Source organism: Pseudomonas sp. ATCC PTA-122608 (assembly GCF_001952855.1).
Taxonomy (GTDB): domain Bacteria; phylum Pseudomonadota; class Gammaproteobacteria; order Pseudomonadales; family Pseudomonadaceae; genus Aquipseudomonas.
This window is the reverse complement of sequence record NZ_LPNO01000003.1, coordinates 117,901-139,167: the sequence shown is the minus strand read 5'-3', so window position 1 is coordinate 139,167 and position 21,267 is coordinate 117,901. Positions and strand designations below refer to the sequence as shown.

13 protein-coding genes are annotated in these 21,267 nt (G+C 55.0%); 9 read left to right on the top strand and 4 right to left on the bottom strand.

Annotation, left to right across the window (positions count from 1 at the left end; genetic code table 11):
• Positions 1 to 19: 19 nt before the first annotated feature.
• From AU074_RS05185 to AU074_RS05170, 4 genes are all read right to left on the bottom strand, one after another.
• Positions 20 to 1,477 carry a glycosyltransferase family 39 protein gene (locus AU074_RS05185; RefSeq protein WP_076013801.1) on the bottom strand — a complete coding sequence of 486 codons (1,458 nt, stop codon included), beginning with the start codon at positions 1,475 to 1,477 and terminating at the stop codon, positions 20 to 22.
• A gap of 111 nt (positions 1,478 to 1,588) precedes the next feature.
• Positions 1,589 to 2,125, bottom strand: coding sequence for a nucleotidyltransferase family protein (locus AU074_RS05180; protein WP_076013800.1), 537 nt, complete (start codon positions 2,123 to 2,125; stop codon positions 1,589 to 1,591).
• A gap of 18 nt (positions 2,126 to 2,143) precedes the next feature.
• Complete coding sequence (locus tag AU074_RS05175; protein ID WP_076013799.1) at positions 2,144 to 3,172, bottom strand: hypothetical protein; 1,029 nt, start codon at positions 3,170 to 3,172, stop codon at positions 2,144 to 2,146.
• A gap of 178 nt (positions 3,173 to 3,350) precedes the next feature.
• A complete protein-coding gene (locus tag AU074_RS05170) occupies positions 3,351 to 3,644 on the bottom strand; it encodes a DUF6124 family protein (RefSeq protein ID WP_076013798.1) in 294 nt (97 codons plus the stop codon).
• A 974-nt stretch (positions 3,645 to 4,618) separates the two neighbouring features.
• On the opposite strand from AU074_RS05170, the gene AU074_RS32740 reads away from it, so the two are divergent.
• The 9 genes from AU074_RS32740 (at position 4,619) to AU074_RS05120 (ending at position 20,959) form a co-directional block, all read left to right on the top strand.
• Positions 4,619 to 5,449 (top strand): NUDIX hydrolase, encoded by an 831-nt coding sequence (locus AU074_RS32740; protein WP_083676636.1) that lies wholly within the window; start codon positions 4,619 to 4,621, stop codon positions 5,447 to 5,449.
• Between the two features lie 360 nt (positions 5,450 to 5,809).
• Positions 5,810 to 8,002, top strand: coding sequence for a type I Zorya anti-phage system protein ZorA1 (zorA1, locus tag AU074_RS05155; RefSeq protein WP_047579510.1), 2,193 nt, complete (start codon positions 5,810 to 5,812; stop codon positions 8,000 to 8,002).
• A gap of 13 nt (positions 8,003 to 8,015) precedes the next feature.
• Positions 8,016 to 8,759, top strand: coding sequence for a type I Zorya anti-phage system protein ZorB1 (zorB1, locus tag AU074_RS05150; protein WP_056741006.1), 744 nt, complete (start codon positions 8,016 to 8,018; stop codon positions 8,757 to 8,759).
• Complete coding sequence (gene zorC, locus AU074_RS05145) at positions 8,756 to 10,381, top strand: type I Zorya anti-phage system protein ZorC (protein WP_076013797.1); 1,626 nt, start codon at positions 8,756 to 8,758, stop codon at positions 10,379 to 10,381. Before zorB1 ends, zorC begins: the two co-directional genes overlap by 4 nt.
• Positions 10,381 to 13,629, top strand: a complete 3,249-nt coding sequence (gene zorD / locus AU074_RS05140) for a type I Zorya anti-phage system protein ZorD (RefSeq protein ID WP_076013796.1) — start codon at positions 10,381 to 10,383, stop codon at positions 13,627 to 13,629. The genes zorC and zorD overlap by 1 nt, the downstream gene beginning before the upstream one ends.
• A gap of 430 nt (positions 13,630 to 14,059) precedes the next feature.
• Positions 14,060 to 15,793, top strand: a complete 1,734-nt coding sequence (locus tag AU074_RS05135) for a class I SAM-dependent DNA methyltransferase (protein ID WP_076013795.1) — start codon at positions 14,060 to 14,062, stop codon at positions 15,791 to 15,793.
• Entirely contained in the window at positions 15,783 to 17,093 is a 1,311-nt protein-coding gene (locus tag AU074_RS05130; RefSeq protein WP_076013794.1) for a restriction endonuclease subunit S, read from the top strand. Before AU074_RS05135 ends, AU074_RS05130 begins: the two co-directional genes overlap by 11 nt.
• 73 nt (positions 17,094 to 17,166) lie before the next feature.
• Complete coding sequence (locus AU074_RS05125) at positions 17,167 to 17,673, top strand: hypothetical protein (RefSeq protein ID WP_076013793.1); 507 nt, start codon at positions 17,167 to 17,169, stop codon at positions 17,671 to 17,673.
• Between the two features lie 163 nt (positions 17,674 to 17,836).
• Complete coding sequence (locus AU074_RS05120) at positions 17,837 to 20,959, top strand: type I restriction endonuclease subunit R (protein ID WP_076013792.1); 3,123 nt, start codon at positions 17,837 to 17,839, stop codon at positions 20,957 to 20,959.
• Positions 20,960 to 21,267: the final 308 nt, after the last annotated feature.

The window sequence follows — 21,267 nt, the reverse complement described above, 5'->3', positions numbered from 1 at the left end:
GTACTCCACACCTCTTTCATCACTGCTCGACGAAATAGTACGGCTGACGGTTGATCGCCATTTCCTTGACCACCGTCACCGGTACGTTCAGCCGGTCAGTATTGTCCACCAATGCCACGTTGCCGGGCTTGGCCGCGAGGTAGCGCTTGAGCTCCTCCGGCGTCTGCAGGATCGTCAAATAACCCTGCATGTAAAACACCCCGGCGCCGGCGATTCGTTCGTTCGCCTGGTACAGCACCACCTCTTTGCCTTGCGCCTGCATGGCCTGGATCTGGCTGATCACCGGCACAAACGACTGACGCACATCGGCCTTGGGAGCGAACCAGAAAGCGGCAATCAGGTAGCAGGCAACCACGACGGTGAAAAAGCCGCCCACCAGGCCACGGCGATGCTCATAAACGTGTTCGGCGATGTTGGAAACCTGCCCGCGACTTTTCAGCCAGCCCAGCAGGACACCGCCATACTCGGCGGCCAGCACTGCCGCGGCGGGCGTCAATGCCATCAAGTAAACCGTGCGCTTGCTGGAGGCGAGCGTCAGCAGGGTGAACTGCGCCACCAGCCATAGGCTGAAAAACAGCCGGTAGCGGTTGCGCACCAGGCTTTTACGGAAGTGCCACAGCCCCAGGTACACCAGGATATTCCACGGCAAAAAGGCTTCGGGCAATTTGACGATGTAGTAATAGAACGGCTCGTAGTGACCGGCTTCGACAAACGAACCGCTGAAGCGCCCGACGCTGTTGGTCAGCAGCACTTCACGTACCGCTTGCAGCCCGTCGCGCTGGTACAGGAAACCCAGCCAGATCATCAGCGGCACCAGCGCCAGCAGCGTGAACAGCCCGGGTTTGATCCAATCGCCGAGCTTGAATCGTTTATCCATCAGGCTGGTGCTGGCCAGATAGACGAAGATCACCACGCCCGGCATGGCCAGGCCTAGAACGCCTTTACTCAGCGTGGCGATGATCATCCCCAAGGTGAACAACAACCAGGTGCCCAGGTTGGAACAGTCGCGCTCCGACTCGGGGCGGTTGGCCTGATAGAACGCCAGCAAGGCCATGGTGACCCCGAGGGTGAGCAGCGAGTCTTCACCCACACCGCGCACGTTGCTCCAGTAACTGGCCATGGTCGCCAGCATCAGCCCCGCGACAAACGCCAGCGTTTTGGGCCGGCCAAACTTGCGCAGCATCCCGTACAGCAGCATCACACTGAACAGCCCGGCAAACGCCGACGCCAGGCGCACTGCCCAAGTGGTACCACCAAACAACCGGATCGCCCCGGCGTCGAGCCACAGGCTCAGCGGCGGTTTTTCCAGGAAGGGTTCACGGAACAGTCGCGGAACCACCCAATCGTTATCCAAGTGCATGGCCATGGCGATCCCGGCCACACGGGCCTCGGTCGAGCCTTGCAACTCGTGATTGCCAAGGGCAAAGAAAAACAACAGCGCAGCAAGCAGGAGCAGCAAAGGAGCGGAACGCGTCATGGATTCTGGCTACCGGGGCAGGGGGCTGTTCGGGGGAACAGTCCGGGCGATCGGCGAGTATACGAGGGCGATTCTTAATAATTCGTGAATGAATGTGAGGTTTTTGTAGGGTTAGGGTTGTTTCAGCAGTGGCCAGCGGGTTAGCCAGCGTTTGGAGGTGATGCGTTGTTGGTAAATGGCGTGTTTCTCTTGGGTGAAGCGGTGCGTCGGCCTGAGTTGAAGATTGAATAAATCTTCCAGGCCTAGTGGTGCCGATACTTCGCAAAAATCTTCAGCGGTTCTTCTGACGGCCACTGCGGTGGCTGTTTCTGGCCAGTGGCGCATGGCATCGCTGGCGTCGCGATAGGGCGCATCGCCGTTTCGCAGGTGCATGCGGGCCTGGTTCTTTACCGACCAGTCGATGGAGGGTTCTGCTGCGCGTAACAGGGCTTCGAGGCGGCGGTCTTCGTTGGGGTCTGTACAGGAGGCGTCAAACCACAGCACGTCGACGTCCCCCGACGGTGCCGATAGCGGGCGCCCGTGCAGGTGATCCCACACGGCGTTACGGACGAAGCCGGCGCCGATCCAGCAGTCGGGGAGGGCGAGGGAGCGGACGACGTCCAGCAAACGCCAGCGCAAAGGATCGCCGCCGATCAGCATCTGCACCATCGCGTGATGGTTATGCACTCAAGGCATCTTCAGGCTGGCCAGTGCGGCTTTACCCTTGGCCGACAAAACAGGCTCCAACTGCTCCCAGGTGAAGCTCAGGTCATTGTCGCAACCGTCGCCATTGGCCGGCGTCGACAGCTTCATGCCTTGAGTGTCGAAGCTCAGGTCGAAGCTCGAGTAACTGGTGATCGCCGGGCAACCTTCATCGGTGGTGGTTTGCTTCTCCAGCCATGCGCTGAATGTGGCGGGCAGTTTCAGATGGCCGGAGTAAGCGTCATACCATTCCTGGTGCCCGCCGAGCCAAGTCCATGGGTCAACGCTCTCGCCGGTTTGCAGGTTCCAGGAATGCAGCCCCCAACTGATACCCCTGGCGCCCGTGCCGGCGGCCCATCGGTAAAACCTGACGGTGATCCACTGGGATGACCAATACGTGGGTTCGACGATGATTTCGCTGGTATAGACCGCGCCATGGCGTCCCAGGTATTCCCGTCGTTCGCTGAAGTAGTCGGCTTGGCCATCGGCGCTGACGGCCAGGCTCGCCAACTGCCGGTTGATCTTCTGAATCGCCGGGCTATCGCCCTCAAGCTTGAGCGTCACCTGGGCGCCTTGGGTCTTTAGCTGGTAGCTGTGCCCGGCGAAGGATTGCTTCTGCGTATTGACCGGTAGGGGCGCGGCTTCCATGGGAGCGTTATACGCATCGCTGGCACAACCTTCGGGCGGCGTTGCCACGCGCTGCAATGCCAGGGGCAGAGGATTGCCGCCCTTGGTTTTGCTCCAGACGCCCTTGAGGGATTCGCCCTGTGGCGTCTCCAATTGCCAAACACCGCTGTTGCCTTCTTCGACCCAGGGAGCATCGGGTGTTTCCTGGGTGAGCTGGATCGGAGTCAGGAAGCGCTGGTAGTAGTAGCTCCCGCCGGTATTGGGCGCGGAGTTGAAACAGGCGGTGATCGGCGTCTTGCCGAGCGTGCCTTGCCAGACCCCGCCGAGGTCGGCGTTGGCGAGCGTGGAGAGCGTGGCGAGGGCCAGGAATAAGCAGGGCTTGAACATGAGATATCGGACTTCCGGTTGTCTGATAGAGGCGAATTCGGGTGGAGCTGCGCTGGGCATGGGATGGAGAAGTATCACAACCATCCCCAATAGAAAAAGGTGACGGATTTATTTTCGAAGAAAACAGCCGGCTCACCCTTTGGTTACTTTTTGGCGATTTCCTGCTGGGTCGCTATTTTTAATACTCGGACGCTGTCCTTCCCTGCGTTTTCGAGTCTGCCGTTGGCACAAGAATGTCGAGTGCGCGCGTTACCAGCAACTCGCCCAGGACGCTCAATTGTTGAGTGGCCAGAAGTTTATGGCGAAAGGCGCCGTCAAGTTCGAAAGCCAGGTCAGTAGTGAGCGCGTTTAGCGAGGCGAGGGTTTCGCAGGCCTGTACGAGCAGGGTTTCGGGGTCGATGCCTTGAGCGATGCAGAAGATATCCGTGCAGGATTGGTCCGGGCTCGGAGGATTGGGACTGTTCTTTTTCATGAGTGCAACTCCTTGATTGGTGGAGTCGCCAGACATCGCTGCTAAACGAAAAGGGTGGCGACCGTACGCGGGTTAGCAGACCAGGAATCAAGGAACCCAGCGCACTCGAAAGTGCCCCACGCACAGCCGCCATAACGTGGACAAGCGGACGCAAGATGCTCGCTTGAACGGATGGTGGCATTGCATGCCTTGATATTAACCGAGCTGCTAAACCCGGTCGCTGATTTTGCAGCGACGTTTCAAGGCTAGTCGTGTCGATTGATGAGCACCAGTTCACCAAGGGCGCGATGTCTTGCGGGAAAAATCCGAAGGCCCATTCGGCGGGGTGTTTACAGGGTCACAGAAACAGCAAAACCCGCACGAGGCGGGTTTTGGTGGTGCTTTGTATTTGGTGGGCCGGGGTAATCTGAATTGATTCTGTATCGTATTGATTTTTATTAATTATTTTCGGTTAAATTTTCTATTGGAATACCTTATGGAATACCATTCGTGAATCTTCTTAAATTCCTGCCTTTACGTCGACCAAAGCTCAATTCCACAGCTGTACTTCGGATTTCGCCGTTGAGCGGAACCAACGGCTACTGATAGCGATTGCTGGCGCTTGATTCATTCCTTCACTCGCTCTGGCGAGTCGGCGCGTGCCATATTGCTGTCGCGTACGGCAAATGCGCTCGTGCTCCAACTCCTCAACCCAATCCTCGCCATCGGGAGACGCCTCGGCGTAAGCGAGCCTACGATTCTGACGCAGAGTCGTCAGGGAAGCCTGCTTGAATTGTTTACCTGTGCGCACGTCCAGCCTTGGCGACGGCGGCTCAGGGGCTTAATGTGCGCGGAAATTCGCAAACACGGGGCTGACCGTAGCTCAATGAAGGGCTGGAACTTGGATGTAAAAAGTGCTCTGGGCGATTGATGCCAATGTGAATAGAAGGATCCAGCAAATTGTATGAAACCTTCAAAGAACTCGAGGAGCAATCATGACATGGGTCATCCCTGAGGCCACCGCTTACGGCGGCATCCTCTTGAACCCCGGTGGTCAGGTTCTTCTGCGCGAGCCAGCCGATCATTACGATGGGTATGTCTGGACATTCGCCAAAACGCGGCCCCAGGGTGATGAGAAACCGGAGCAAACGGCTCGTCGTGGAGTGCGCGGAGAGGTTGGGCACGATGCGAAGGTTATAGGCGTACTACCAGGTGTCTATAGGGGTGGGACCACGACCAACGCATATTTCTTGATGATTTCCGACCACGGGCATGGTTCGGCCAGTCAAGAGACCCAAAGCATTCGCTGGGCAAGCTACGAAGAAGCATGGGTGTTGATAAAAATGACCACCAACCACGTAGGCCGGCAGCGTGACCTGCAGATACTCGAGGCCACTCAGCGATGGTTGGAGGTCAATTACAAAGGGGTGATTGCGTTTGAACAAAGAGGCTCAAGCGGATGGGCCATCAAAGGAGACTGGATGACCGAGGAAATGCCGGACCGTTTTGTGACCTTGCCCCTGGACTTCTATCTTGGGCCTAAGGACGCTGAGGCGATCCGCAAAGGTTACATTCCGTCTGCGATGGAAGAGAAATGGTTTAGCTATTTTGTGAACAACAAGCTTTACCAGCACCGGAGCTGGACAGGCTTCTTAATTGATAGCATCAGTTTTGTCGAGGAGCGGGGCGGATTGCGCGCGGTGCAGGCCGATGTGAATAGGCTGCGCGAGCAGTACTCACAAACAAACGATGCAGAAGATGTCGCTCGTATTGAGCTGATGGTTCGCGAATTGGCTGTGCAGAATCAAAGTTTCGACACGGATTAAATTGCAGAGGGGCTGGAGGGGATTTGGTGTCTCTGTACAGTGGTCGCGGAGCACACACCCGATAAGCCTATCGGATCTCTCAGATCAGGGATCCATTGATCGCGTCCGGCTTTACGACGGTCAAGGCTCAGGCTAAGGTGCTGGCATAAGGACATGATTTTCTAACATTTGTCCACGGAAGGTTCCTGATCAGTCGTAGTGAAACTACCGCCCTTCCTTTCCGACTTTGTTGTGCCCTGAAAAACGCGTGCCGAGCAAGGTGCTGTCATCGATCACCAACGGGATTGGCGATTGACGCATCAATGTGGTTGTTGCAAGCGTCCCGAACATCAAAAAATTGCTAAATTGAAGGCGGAAAGTATGGATTTTTCGACGCTGTTGCATCTATGGGGTGCAGCAAGCTCCGAGCAGCTGATCGCGCCAATAACGGTAGTTGGCTTCGTTTTCATTTTGTGCGCTTGGTACTTTGTCCGTTATTTTTGTCCATCCTTCAAACTTAGCAGTCAGCTGAAAAAACTGACTAAACGTGTGCACGGTGTGAAAGCGCTCGCCCCGTCTCAACGGCGCTCTGAATTGGAGCAACTGTTCAATGGAAGTAAGCTGGAGCACTCTTGGCACGAATACGCTGAAACGCTGCACGACCAGTTTGAGTTTCAAGAAGGAGAACAGGTTCTTGTCCGGTCGCGCGCCACCGCCGGAGCCGCGCATTTTTTCTCACCTCAAAGCGTGGTTGATACCCCGCTGGGAACCGAGTTTTATAAACACCTGCCTGGTATTTTGACCGGCATCGGTATTGTCGGAACCTTCTTCGGCTTGATGCTAGGCCTACAGCATTTTGATCCAAGCACCCCTGAGCAGGTAAATGCCAGCGTCGATAAGCTGCTCAAGGACGTGTTGTTTGCGTTCATCGGCTCCTTTATTTCAATCATGGCCTCTATAGCCGTCACGATTACTGAAAAGTGGCGTCTGGGCCAATGCTACAGGCTTCTTGAAGCGTTCAACGAAACCATCGACGGGCTTTTCGACAGCGGTGTCGGTGAGGAATATCTAGCGGAGCTTGTGCGCTCGAGTGCTGAAAGCTCCGTGCAAACCCGTCAGCTCAAGGACAGCCTGGTAACCGATCTGCGGGAAATGCTGCAGAACCTCGTTGATACCCAAGTCCGCGAAAGCCTCAAATTAGCGGATACCTTGTCAACGACTTACCGTGACTCTGGGCAGTTGTTGGCCGATCAGGTAAGCAGTGCGATTGAGAACAGTCTCAAATCCCCCCTTGAAGCTATTGCGGGTGCGGTTCAGGCCGCAAGTGGCGACCAGTCAGGGCAAGTACAGAACCTTCTTCAGGATGTTCTAGTTGCCTTCATGAATAAGCTGGAAGGTACGTTCGGCCAACAGTTCAACGGTCTACACGAACTGATGGGTCAGTCCGTTGCCGCAATGCAGTCGATGCAGCAAGGCTTTTCGACGCTGATCCAAGATATGCGTTCGGCTAGCGAGTCCTCGACCCAAAACAGCTCGACTATGATCGCTCAGTTACTCTCCGATATGCAGGCCGGACAGAACGCCATGCAAGCGGGGATGAACGAGATGCTCGCCAATCTCCAGGCTTCGGTTGCCCGTATCGGCAACGAAGGGGAGGGGGCAGGTGCTCGAATGGCCGAGCAGTTGGAGAAGTTGTTTGCTCAAAGCGAGGCTCGCCAACAGGCAATGGCTGAGAATCTCCAGGCTTTTGTTGAGTCGATCAAGCAGAACATCGGCCAAGGTCAACAGGAAACCATGGCGAAAATTGCGGGCTCCGTTGAGGTGCTGGGTGAGCAACTCTCGGCAGTCTTCAAGCAATTGGAGCACGGCCAGCAGCAGATGGATCAAACCACCCGCGCTGCACAGGCTGACCTGCATCAAGGCACCCGTGACTTGGTGGGCGGTCTTGACGAACAGGTCAAGGCGTTGCTGCAAACAGTGTCAGAGCAACAGAAATCTGCACAGGACACCGTTAAGGCATTGAGTGCCCAAACAGAGCAGCATTTGCAGAGCATGCAGCTAGGCGCAGACAAGATGCGGGCGGCGGCTGAGCGGTTTGAAACGGCCGGACAAAGCGTTGCGCGTGCCAGTGAGTCGACTGCGGGGCTGATGGGCACAGTCCAGGGCGCAGGTACTGAGCTTGCACAGGCATCACGTGAGTTGAACACTGTGGTTGCGGACTATCGAAACAATCGTGAAGCGCTGGCGAAAACTCTCGCGGTCATCGAAGGGGTTGTCGCAAGCGCACAAGGGGAGGCCAGCGGCCGCAGCCAGTATCTCCAGGACCTGAAGGTTCAAAGCGAGCGAATGCAGGCGCTTAACCGTGAAGTTTATGAATACCTGGAAAACATCAGTGGTGTGTTGGGTAACGGCTTTAAAGAGTTCGGTGATGGCATGGATCGGACCTTGAGACAAACGCTGGGTAGTCTGGATGCCGAGCTCGATAAAGCAGTCAAGAGCCTCGCTGGCGGTGTAGAAGGGGTCAAGGAAAGTCTCGAAGACTTCGGCGACATCATGGAACGAATCAGGCAGTAACGGAGGCTAGTCGATGTTTGGTAAGCAAATGCCTTCGGTTGTCCGTTCAAAAGACGAGGGAGAGAAGCCGTTCTGGATCTCCTTCGCTGATTTGATGACTGCGATGATGATTCTATTTCTGGTGGTCATGGTGGCGGCTTTGAGTTCTGTGACGCAGCGTATTAACCAAGCGGAGCAAGGAGAGAAGCAACGTAATAGGGACATCAGTCAGATCTGCGAGCACCTGAGCCTTAAGGCGAAGACTGCCAGTAAAACCATCGTTGTGGACTGTAAGGACAATCGGATTAGCTTCGGCGATGCTGGCCGATTTGGGCATAACCAGTACGCGCTGAGCAACGATGGCCAGTCGGCACTTCAGGAGGTTGTGCCGATGATTCTGGACGCGGCTAACAGTGAAGAAGGCCGAAAATGGTTCAAACAGGTTGTGATCGAGGGATCGACAGACACCGACGGCTCTTATCTTTATAACCTGCACCTTTCACTGCAGCGTTCAGAGTGGGTGATGTGCAGCCTGCTCGATAGCCGCAGTCCGCTCCAAGTCGGATTGTCGCCGGAGCACCAACAGCAAATCAGATCGATTTTCCTGGCGGGCGGTGTGTCGTTCAACAATGCAAAGGACACCAAAGAAGAAAGCCGGCGAGTGGAGTTGCGCATGCAGTTCTTTGGCTTGAAGGAAAAGGAGGACAACCTCAAGCCAGAGGTACCGGTGTTCAATAACACTGATATGGAAAAGTGTCAGTTGGCGATGAGCCGATGACTAGCCCAATCGCGAGGCTTTCCGCCGCTATTAACCTGAGTCTGTTGGCACATCGCACGGGGCCGGCGCCTGAACCGTTGGCGCGATTCCCCCGTCTGGGTGCTGCGGGAATTGATCTTTACGAAAGATTCGAACGCGCTGAAAAAGCTTTGCCGCCACCTCAGGAAAAGCGCCGCGCTGCGATAAACAAATTCCGCAATGTACTCCCACTCAACGCCTCAGAATGGCGTTTGGTTTTTGCCGGTCTCTCGGACAAGAGTGAGCGAGTCGGACCGATACTGGATGATGACCAGCTTTTTGACCGAGTGCATAAAGAAATCCATCACCGCATTGAAAAACGGAGACTGAGCCGCCGAGATTGGTTGGCGCTGTGCTTTAGCTACTTTGGGTACGAGGCCGCCACGCCTGATCAGAACGCCAATTGGTGTGTGTTGCGGGCAGACGTTCAGCTTGGCTTCGAATGCGTCAGAGGTCAGCAAAAACGCGAGAAGGAATGGGTGCATATCGTCCAGCAGCATCAGGAGCTTTTTTCCGAGCAGGCAGGTGCCAGGCTGGGTGACCAGATGTTCAAGGGAGAGATCAGCGACCTTTCGGCATTGCAGACGATTGCGCAGATCCCTGACAGCAGTTGGCTGTGGCGAAGGATCTTTAACGTACTTATCTCTCGTATTTTTATGTTGGATGACGCCGAGTTTTCTCAGCGCTTAGCCGAACTTGTCGACATCGGCCGGCAGCATCCGCGGTACATGAACGACATTCTGAGTGCATGCCTGTCGCGTTATCACTTGGCAGCGTATCGAGAGAAACCGTCGTCGCTGCTCAAACAGGTCGCCCTCGACAACTGGGGTAGCCCTCAGATCCGTTCCAGACAAAACAGCTGGCTGCAGTACGTTGAAAAAGATGTCTGTGCAATGGTCGTTGCGTGGTTCGCGAAGGAAGATCTGGAGCACTTCTTCAACCTGTTGAAGGGAGACTCCGAGGTTGATCAGTCGCGCCTGTATTACTGGCTAAGATTTGCCAACCAAATGAGCTACACCCGAATCGTCATGGGCTCGGACGCCTGGCAAGACAGTGGGCGGGACTTCGTTCATTTCCGTGAGAAGAACAAAGGGCGCTTGAGCAAGTTGGTAGGCGGTCCCGGGCACAATAATGCTGTAGTCATGCAGATTGGAAACTACTTTTTCGTGGAGTTTTCTGGAACAGGTAATGCCTGCTATGTGTACAAAGCAGATAATTCACCGTTCAATCCGGACAAATCTCAGCTTGCACTTAAAGCAGATCTGAAGCAGGCAAGTGCTTTCAATCCTATGCGGCATTCACCTGCACCTAGCCGCCCAAATCGCGTAGAGGGCTGGCTCAGCAAATTCGATGATGCCCTCGAGAAATTGGATATTCGTGTGCAAAGTCAGGCCGGAGCGCCAGGTTCAGCCAAACCATTGCCTTTCGAAGACCAAGTCCGTGACGCCCTGAAGTCGGTCAAACACAAAGTCTATGACCAGCGCGCGCGCGGCGGTGCGTTTCAGGTCCAGCTCGATGACAACGACCTGGCCGCTGTTGCTGCGCTCCAATGCCTGGGCTTCAAGCCCGTCAATCACCAGCCACTCCGGTTCTGGAGACAGTAATGCTCAAGCGTTTCCTAAAAGGCATTGGCCTGCAGCTGAATTCGGCGTTAGAAAATACTGAGCCTGTTTTTTCCATTGAGGAGCAGGGCATTTGTTATCCCTTGAGCTTGGCGGAAAATACGGAGTCCTGGCCGCTGGCAAGCTATCTGGACCAGTTGGAAGAAGAGGAGTTCGTCTCCCAACTCAGCGATCGCTGGCTGCTGACGTGGGATGAGCTCTATCGGCTTCTAGATGAGCCAGAGCACTTAACAAGTCTGCCGCTATTGGGGTTACCGCCACAGACAACTCTCATCCCTCAACTGAGCAGCCAGGGCAGTCTTGCCTCCGACGACTTCAAAGTCTCCGTCAGTGGATGGCGTGACCCGCAGTCCAATGCAAATGTGCAGGTGCAGCGTACGGGGGCCATCGTCCAGTACCACGAAACAATGGAAATTCTGCCTGAGTCATCGTGGAAACTGACCGGTGCGGTACGGCAACTTTATCTGGCTCAGCAAAATGAGCCGGGTGAAGTAACTAACCAGATTGGCTGGGCTAGCATTAGGAAGTTGGCGCGCAAGGCTGGTGCCGGTATGGATAGCTTCTTGGATAAGACCGTCGTTATCAAACCTGAAAGCTTGCGACTCAACCCGCGAAAATCGACAGTAGGTAATACGCCTGTTATCGAGCTGAAACCAAGCTTCGAAGGCCAGCCGGCAAACTGGCTTGAAAGTTTCGACGGTGCCAATCAGGTTCAGGATCGATATCGGGTGACTGGTGATGATGGATCGCTGACACACGTCCTGATTGATCCCGAAGTCAAATCTGTATTGGACTACGTGCGCTCGTTGCCCGGGCGTCGGGTCGCAGGCGACGATGCTCTTTCTTTCGTCCGCAACCCTTACAGCGCACTCGGCGAAAGTGCCGCGCAAGTGTTGGATGCCGAGACTTATGAAGACGACCTGGCCGAGGCTGGGATTTTCTTTCATCGCTTTCATCTGGAGCCCAAACTGGATGAAGCGGGACAGCGCATCGAGCAGGTAAATCTGACGCTCGAACCGATCTCGCCAACGCCGCAAGCGCCCATCGAAGTTGAATTCAAAGCGGCCTATGAGCTCGCGCCGTTCGTGCATGAACTGCAACTGAAGTTGGCCGCTGGAATGCCAGCTGGTTTCTGGCAGGGCTATGAGCTGGAGCTCAGCGATTTTGATTTGCGCCAGTTGGCAGGTATCAGCGACCTGCTTAAGCGTTGGCAAAACGAAGCGGCCGGTATTGAGTTCGACTCAGTCCTGGACCTGTCTCTTTACGGCGACCGTGTGACTGGCATCGGGGAAGCGGAAAGAATTACTTCGCCTTTCCTCGTCAAAGAGGCGACCGAGAACTGGTTGCCGAAGGATGTGGCGGCACTGGGCATTGACGCAGAAATCCTTGGGCGTTGGGATCCTTCCGACCGAGCTCAATTTGAAGCGTTTGAGCAGCGACTGGACGAAGCTCGCGCTGCTGGTGATGAAACGGTCTGTTTGCCAGAGTCCGAAACACCGCTCTCGATTGCCGCTGCCGAGCAACTTTTTGATGCCTGGTCAAAGAAGATCGCCCCTGTCGAGAGCTGCCTGGTCCAGCCGCTGGAAAAGGTTGGCCGCGCCGTACTGCAAATCGGCCACAATATCGACGAGCCGACCTACGTTCAGATACGCCAGGCAGCATTTCGCGGCGCTTTGGACGCAACGCCAGAGTTGCCCAGCTTGCTCAAGCCTGAAGTCGTCTTGCGTGAGCACCAACTTCAAGGCGTCGCGTGGTTGCAGCACTTGTTCCGTTTGTCCCCCTCAGACGTATCTGGCTGCTTGCTCGCTGATGACATGGGGCTGGGGAAAACGATCCAGTTGCTCACCTTCCTGGTCTGGTACCTGGAAAAGTACCCAGAGGACAAACCGACACTGATCGTTGCACCAGTTTCGTTGCTCGATAACTGGGAGCGAGAGCTTCATCGGTTCTTCTTCGCTGATGCGCTGCCAGTGCTGAAGTTGTATGGCTCAGCCTTGAGCGCAGTTAAGTTCAAGAAGGAAGAAATCCCTGCGGACTTGAAAGCCAAAGGCATCAAGAATTTGCTGCGCCCAGGTTGGATGGGCGGCGCCCGAATCGTCCTGACGACTTACGAGACACTTCGCGATCAGGAGTTTTCCCTGGCGCGCCAGCAGTGGTCGATCGTCGTGTGCGATGAAGCACAGAAGCTGAAGAATCCCGCGGCACTGGTAACTCAGGCGATTAAGGCCATTCCTGCAAGATTTCGAGTGGCGTGCACCGGTACGCCCGTCGAGAACACCCTGATAGATCTCTGGTGCCTCTTCGACTTCATTCAGCCAGGTTTTCTGGGGGGATTGAACCAGTTCGGTCGTGAGTATCAGCGCCCAATCGAAGCCGCGTTGGAGCGCGATACGGCTGCACTAGAGCGCCTGCGTGGGCTTATCGATCCGCAGACGTTGCGCCGAACCAAGCAGGACATTGCCAAAGACCTGCCTGCCAAAATTGAAGACACGGAATGCCGTTCACTGAGCATGCATGCCTTGCAGCGCAATCTGTACCTGTCCGAAATAGCCGCGTACAGCCAGAAGCAGCAGATCGAAGAACAGCTCGATCAAAAGACCTCCGGCATGCTTGGGTTGCTGCACAAGCTCAAGCTCATTTGCGCCCACCCGTATAGCGTCCAGCCCGACAAGCGACTGCGCGACAATTCGCCAAAACTGCAGTGGTTGATGCATACGCTTGAGTCGATCAATAAAGCTGGGAACGGCGACAAGGTCATCGTCTTTACCGAGCTGCGTGATATCCAACGGGAATTGCAGCACTCGATCCAAGAGCATTTCGGGTTTCGGGCTACCGTCATTAACGGCGATACCAGTACCAGCAGTCAGAGCGCCAATAGTCGACAGAAGTTGATCGACCAATTCCAAGAGCAGCCTGGCTTCGCAGTAATCATCCTGTCCACTATCGCAGTCGGGTTTGGGGTGAATGTGCAGGCAGCCAACCACGTTATTCACTTCACTCGTTGCTGGAACCCAGCCAAGGAAGATCAAGCGACGGACCGGGCCTATCGGATTGGGCAGGTAAAGGATGTGTACGTGTACTACCCAACGGTTCGGGATGCGGCGATGCCGACGTTTGAGGCAACGTTGGATGAGTTGCTAAGTAAACGACGGGCGTTGGCGCGAGATATGTTGAGTGGGGCGTCGGAAATTCAGGCTTCGGATTTTGAGGGATTACTGGGCGCGCGATGAAGGTCGAATCAGTCGATTTAAGATACTGAAGGTTAATGTTGATACAACAAAAACAGAGTTGTGATTAGCAGGGTGAGAGCTCGACAATGTGTCAATTATGGGGGCAGGTGGTTCACTGGAATCCGCTAAGGAAACAGTTGTTTCAGTGTGCTAACGCTTGCCTAGCGCAGTAGCGTCAGCAAGATCTGAGTGGATTATTTACCTGTGCGTACGTCCAGTGTTGGTGTTGACAGTTGAACGGCTTACTGTGCGCGGAAATAGGCATCATGAGTTGCATAAGCCGAAGCAGTCATTGCGTCGATGAGTGCTGAGGGAGTCAGACGAAAAACCATCCACCAGTTATGATGCTGCCAATCCTCTCCCGGGCCTCTATGGCCGGGTTTTCATTTTTTACCGCGCATTTATCTGTGCCGAATTTAGGGAATTCTCCATGACGGATCAAAAGGGGGCCGAGCAGGCCACCAACAGCCTCGCCGAGCAGGCACTTAATCAGGCCAGGGCGCGTTTTTCGCCAAGCGAAAACGGTACCGAACTAGAATCAGAGCCGCTGAAAAAGAAGTCAGGCCGCAAAGCAGCGGTGAGTGCCACCAGTAGCACCTTGCAAGACTTGGAAAAGACCTTGTGGGCCACTGCCGATAAGATGCGGGCCAACATGGATCCAGCCGAGTACAAGCACATCGTCCTCGGTCTTATCTTCCTCAAGTACATCTCCGATAGCTTTGCCGGCCGTCGCGCCGAACTTGAGCGTCGTTTTGCCGATGCCAGCGATGACTACTACCTGGGCAGTGAAGATCCGACTTATCTAGCCGCAGAGCTCGAAGAGCGCGACTACTACAAAGAAGTGAATGTGTTCTGGGTACCGGAAGGGGCGCGTTGGGAATCTATCCGTGCTAACGCCAAGCAAGTCGATATCGGCAAGCGCATTGATGAAGCCCTGGCCGATATCGAAGCAGAAAACCCACAGTTAAAAAACATTCTCGACAAGCGCTATGCCCGCGCCCAGTTGCCGGATGGCAAGCTCGGCGAACTGGTCGATATGATTTCCATCATTGGTTTTAGCAGCGACGCCAACAAAGCCCGCGACCTCCTGGGCCAGGTCTATGAATATTTCCTTGGCCAATTCGCCAGCGCGGAAGGTAAACGCGGCGGGCAGTTCTATACCCCAGCCAGCATCGTCAAAACCCTGGTGGCGGTACTGAACCCGCACCATGGCAAGGTGTACGACCCTTGCTGCGGCTCGGGCGGCATGTTCGTACAGTCGGAAAAGTTCATCGAAGCCCACGGCGGCAAGCTCGGTGACGTTTCTATCTATGGCCAGGAGTCCAATCCGACTACCTGGCGTTTGGCGGCGATGAACCTGGCCATTCGCGGCATCGACTTCAACCTAGGTCGTGAGCCGGCCGATACCTTCATCCGCAACCAACACAGCGATCTGCGCGCCGACTTCGTCCTGGCCAACCCGCCGTTCAACATCAGCGACTGGTGGCACGGTAGCCTGGAAGGCGACCCGCGGTGGGTTTATGGCACGCCGCCGCAAGGCAATGCCAACTACGCCTGGCTGCAACATATGCTGTTCCACCTTAAGTCCAGCGGCCGTGCTGGTATCGTGTTGGCCAATGGTTCTATGAGCTCCAATCAGAACACTGAAGGTGAGATTCGTAAGGCCATGGTTGAGGCCGATGTGGTGGAAGTGATGGTCGCGTTGCCCGGCCAACTATTCTTCAACACCCAGATTCCAGCCTGTCTGTGGTTCCTTGCCAAGCAGAAAATTGCCCGTCCCGGCGAAGTGCTGTTTATCGACGCACGCAAACTCGGTACTAACGTCAGCCGGGTGCAGATCGAGTTGACCGATGCCGACATTGAGCGCATCGCCCAGACCGTCGCCAATTGGCGTGGAGTGCCGATGGATGTCGGCGGTGAAGTTGGCGAATATGCCGACTTGGCCGGCTTCTGCCGCAGCGTGCCCCTAGCTGAAATTGCCGAGCATGGCCATGTGCTGACCCCAGGCCGATATGTCGGCACCGAAGAGGTGGAGGACGACGACGAAGCCTTTGCTAACAAGATGCAGTGCCTCACAGGACTATTAGGCGAGCAGTTGGCCAAAGGCTCAGAATTGGACCAACTGATCCGTCAGAAGCTCGGAGGGCTGGGCTATGAGTTCTGAGTGGACTTTTGCACCTTTGGAAAACTTTCTTGAGGCTCTCATCGACTACCGAGGAAAAACTCCTGAGAAGACAAGTGAAGGAATCCCGCTGATTACCGCCAAGATCATCAAGGGTGGGCGTATCGAAAAACCTACCGAATTCATCGCCGTGGATAACTACGATTCCTGGATGCGGCGTGGGATACCTAAAGAGGGCGATGTTGTACTTACGGTTGAAGCTCCGCTAGGAGAAGTCGCTCAGCTTGGCCCAGAAAAAATTGCTTTAGCTCAGCGAGTAGTTACTTTACGGGGTAAAGAGGGGATTCTTGATAATTCATATCTTCTGTATCTGCTACAAACAGAGGAAATGTTAGAACAATTAAAGTCCCGTTCTACAGGCACAACTGTGCTTGGCATCAAGCAAAGTGAGTTGCGAAAGGTGCCGCTTTCTCTGCCGCCAATAAATCAGCAGAGAACAACGGCTCAAACACTCAAAGCCCTTGACGACCGTATCACTCTGCTACGCGAAACGAACACTACTCTGGAAGCTATCGCACTAGCGCTGTTCAAATCCTGGTTTGTCGATTTCGACCCAGTGCACGCTAAGGCAGAAGGGCTTGACCCTGAGGGCATGGACGCCGACATCGCCGCGATGTTTCCTGATAGCTTTGAACAGTCCGAGCTGGGGTTGATTCCAAGAGGGTGGGTTGTTAAGCCGATTGGTGATGCTGTCGATTGCATTGGCGGTGGTACACCTAATACCAAAGATTCAAGATTTTGGGAGCCGGCTGAGTACGCCTGGACAACACCAAAAGATTTGTCAGGACTGCAATCTCCAGTATTGCTAAGTACGGAACGTAAGCTCTCGACATTAGGGCTGGCGAAAGTGAGTTCGGGGTTACTGCCTGCGGGTACTTTATTGCTGTCTTCTCGTGCACCAATTGGCTATTTGGCAATAGCACAAATGCCTATCGCGGTGAACCAGGGGTACATTGCCATTCCGTCCGGTGGCGAGTTGTCACCACTGTACATGTTGTTCTGGTGCCGGCAGAACATGGAAGGCATCAAAGCACGCGCCAATGGCTCGACTTTTATGGAGATTAGCAAAAAGGCGTTCCGTCCAATTCCGGCATTGGTGCCATCAGCTAAGGTATTGGTCGCTTTCGCGAACGTTGCAGATCCTCTCTTCGAGCGCCTGATCGAAAACGAACGCCAAGCCCAAACCCTAACCAAATTACGCGATACCCTGCTGCCGCGTCTGATCTCCGGCAAGTTGCGCTTGCCAGAAGCCAAAGCATTGGCCAAGGCTGCCAATCTATGACGTCTGCTGATCACCGAATTCATGCCCCACTACCACCGAAGTGGTCGAGAATGGCCGTTGAGGTGAGAATTTGATGGAGAAAAATTTTTGTAAGGCCGATCTGTCTGGATGGCTATCACCGGATGAAGACCGCTTGCTCAACCTTTATCGGAGCATGTTACAAGATGAGCGTCAGACATGCCTATTCAGCCTAAGTCGTCAACGTTATTTACCGTGGTTTGCTGATGAGTACGATCCTCTGCGTGGTGCAGTCGACAGCACCTATTTGATCCAAGAGTTGGAGGACCAGCTGTTTTTGCAAGCACCCTGGTGGCTTTTTGGGGAGTTTCTTGGGGAGGAGCCTCACAGAAGAGAGCTTGTGCGGACGGCTTGGAGCTATGTCGCTCCTGTACTACTGGGAGTAACGGAAAACGATGGACTGAGGGCTGATCAGTTGTTCAATTCCGCTGTCCGGTTGTGGGACTGTCTCGGCGACGGTCCATCACGCCGGGCGCCGATGGATTTCACCCGGCAAAAGGCATTGGTTTTCTTAGAGAAATGGCGGGAAGAGATCATGCTTCAGCTCTTTGCGGATACCTGACAGCCGTGGACGCGCTGATCAAGGCTGACGACGATAAGCCTATTGGTGTCGCTGAATATAAACCCCTGCGCGACCTGCCCTAATACTAGGGCGCAACCTGCCAAGCATTGCCGAAATCGAGGCCGAGCTGGTAGATGAACTGGACACAGGAAGTGAGCTCTAAATGACCGAAGACCAATTGGAACAGGAAACACTAGGCTGGCTGGCAGAGGTGGGCTACACCTACCTATACGGGCCGACTATCGCCCATGATGGCGAGAGCCCAGAGCGTGGCAACTACCGTCAGGTGGTCCTGACCGAGCGTCTGCGCAGCGCCATGGCCAAGCTCAATCCCAAGGTGCCACTGGCCGCGCGTGAAGATGCCCTCAAGCAAGTGCTTGAGCTTGGTTTGCCTGTACAACTGTCTGCCAACCGTTTGTTCCATCGTATGTTGGTCAGCGGTGTACCGGTGCAGTACCAAAAAGACGGCGAGACTCGTGGCGACTTCGTCCGCCTGATCGACTGGGCCGACGTTAAGGCTAACGACTGGCTGGCCATCAATCAGTTCAGCATCCTAGGGCCGAAACATACCCGGCGCCCGGACATCATCCTGTTCGTCAATGGCCTGCCATTGGTGTTGCTGGAGTTGAAAAACCCAGCGGATGTGAAGGCCGACCTAGGCAAAGCCTTCGATCAGATTCAGACCTACAAGGAACAAATCCCGGATCTGTTCCAGTACAACGAAATTCTGGTGATTACCGACGGAAGCGAAGCCCGTATGGGCTCCTTGTCGGCAGATGCTGAGCGCTTCATGAACTGGCGAACCATCGACGGAGAGACTCTCGATCCGTTGGGGCAGTTCAACGAGCTTGAAACCCTGGTGCGTGGAGCATTGGCCCCGGAGATGTTGCTCGACTACCTGCGCTACTTCGTGTTGTTTGAAGATGACGGTCGGCTTGTAAAGAAGATTGCCGGCTATCACCAATTCCACGCCGTGCGAGCCGCCATTCAGCAGGTGGTCATCGCCTCGCGTCCCGGCGGCACCCAGAAGGGCGGGGTAGTCTGGCACACCCAAGGCTCGGGTAAGAGCATCACCATGACCTGTTTCGCCGCCCGGGTGATGCAGGAAACGGCGATGGAGAACCCAACCATCGTGGTTATCACCGATCGCAACGACTTGGATGGCCAGTTGTTCGGTGTGTTCTCGCTGTCCCAGGATCTTCTGCGCGAACAGCCAGTTCAAGTGGCGTCACGCGGTGATTTGCGCACCAAGCTGGCCAACCGCCCAAGTGGCGGCATTGTGTTCGCCACTATCCAAAAGTTCATGCCTGGAGTGGATGAAGACACTTTTCCAGTGCTGTCTGACCGCTCGAACATCGTGGTCATCGCCGACGAAGCGCACCGTACCCAGTATGGGTTTGGCGCCGAAATGAAAACGTCGGAGGGTTCGCAGACCACCGAGAGCCAGACCCGTTACCAGGTGGGCTATGCCCAGCACCTGCGCGATGCGCTGCCAAATGCCACCTTCGTGGCCTTTACCGGTACGCCGGTATCCAGCGAAGACCGTGATACACGTTCGGTCTTCGGTGAATATATTCACGTCTACGACATGCAACAGGCCACTGAGGATGGCGCAACTGTCGCCATCTACTACGAATCGCGTTTGGCCAAATTGTCGTTGAAAGACAGTGAGCTGCCTGCCATCGATGATCAGGTCGATGAGCTTGCTGAAGATGAAGAGGACGACCAGCAGTCTCGCCTGAAAAGCCGTTGGGCCGCACTGGAAAAGGTGGTCGGGGCCGAACCTCGGATCCACAGCGTTGCGGCAGATCTTGTCGCGCATTTTGAGGAGCGTAATCAGGGCCTGGTAAGCGTGGGGCAGATGCCCGGCAAAGCCATGTTGGTGGCCATGAGCCGCGAGATCTGCGTGCACCTGTACAACGAGATCATCGCCTTGCGTCCAGAATGGCACGACGAAGATCCCGAAAAAGGCGCGATCAAGATCGTCATGACGGGTAGTGCCTCGGACAAGGCCTTGTTGCGGCCGCACATTTACTCTGGACAGCAAAAAAAGCGTCTGGAAAAACGCTTTAAGGATCCGCTTGATCCTCTCAAGTTGGTCATCGTCCGTGATATGTGGCTGACTGGCTTTGATGCACCCTGCGTCCACACCCTATACGTGGATAAGCCAATGAAGGGCCATAACCTGATGCAGGCCATTGCCCGGGTTAACCGTGTCTTCAAGGACAAGCAAGGCGGCCTGGTGGTGGATTACATCGGTATCGCCAATGAGCTGAAAGCAGCGCTTAAGGAGTACACCGGAAGTAAGGGCAAAGGGCGGCCGACAGTGGATGCTCATGAAGCCTATTCAGTGCTGGAGGAGAAGCTCGATATCCTGCGAAGCCTGTTGCATGGCTTTGATTACAGTGACTTCCTAGCCGGCGGCCACAAGCTGCTCGCCGGGGCAGCCAACCATGTGCTGGGCCTGGAAGACGGCAAGAAGCGCTTTGCTGACAGCGCGCTGGCCATGGGCAAGGCCTTTACCCTTTGTTGCACCTTGGATGAAGCCAAGGCAGTGCGCGAGGAAGTTGCGTTCTTCCAGGCGATCAAAGTGATCTTGATCAAGCGTGAAGTCAGTCAGCAGAAAAAGACTGATGAAGAGCGAGAATTGGCCATTCGTCAGATCATTGGCAATGCCGTGGTTTCTGGCGACGTGGTGGACATCTTCGAGGCGGTGGGCCTGGACAAACCCAATATTGGCTTGCTCGACGACGCGTTTCTCGCCGAAGTGCGCAATCTTCCAGAGAAAAACCTGGCGGTAGAACTGTTGGAGCGTTTGCTCGAAGGCGAAATCAAGAGCCGTTACAGCACTAACCTCGCCCAGGAGAAGAAGTTTTCCGAGTTACTGGCCAATGTGATCAAACGCTACCAAAACCGCTCTATCGAAACCGCTCAGGTCATTGAAGAACTGATCGAAATGGCCAAGAAATTCGCTGCCGCTAGCAAGCGCGGTGATGAGCTGGGACTCAATGATGACGAGCTGGCGTTTTACGATGCATTGGCCAATAACGAGTCCTCGGTGCGCGAGTTGGGCGACGAGATCCTGGCAAAAATTGCCCACGAGCTGACCGCCAGCTTGCGGGCCAACGTCAGTGTTGATTGGAGCAGTCGTGAAAGCGTGAAGGCCAAATTGCGTATCCTGGTACGGCGGATTCTGCGCAAGTACAAGTATCCGCCGGATCAAGCAGAGGAAGCGGCGCAGTTGGTGCTCAATCAGGCAGAAACGCTCTGCGAGGCATGGTTGTAGCGGACTTAGCGTATTTCCGTACGGTGCGCGACCTAGGCGGTCGAAACTTAGTCTTTGGCGCTTCCTGGCCGAAGCGAGCGAATCATGGAAAATGGGATTCGTTGGGCAATTCCCGAAGAGGAATTTTAGATGAAGGAATGACTGCAGGACGCAAGGATAGAAGCTATTCAATGGTTTTTATCAGCGCAGCACGCACGTTTCAGCGGGGTGGCAGGTAACTGCCACCCTACCGTGACCAGTCGGATCTAAACCGGGGAGATGTATCGATTGGATGACTATCCCCCCTCGGCTCAATGTTTATCTCCTGA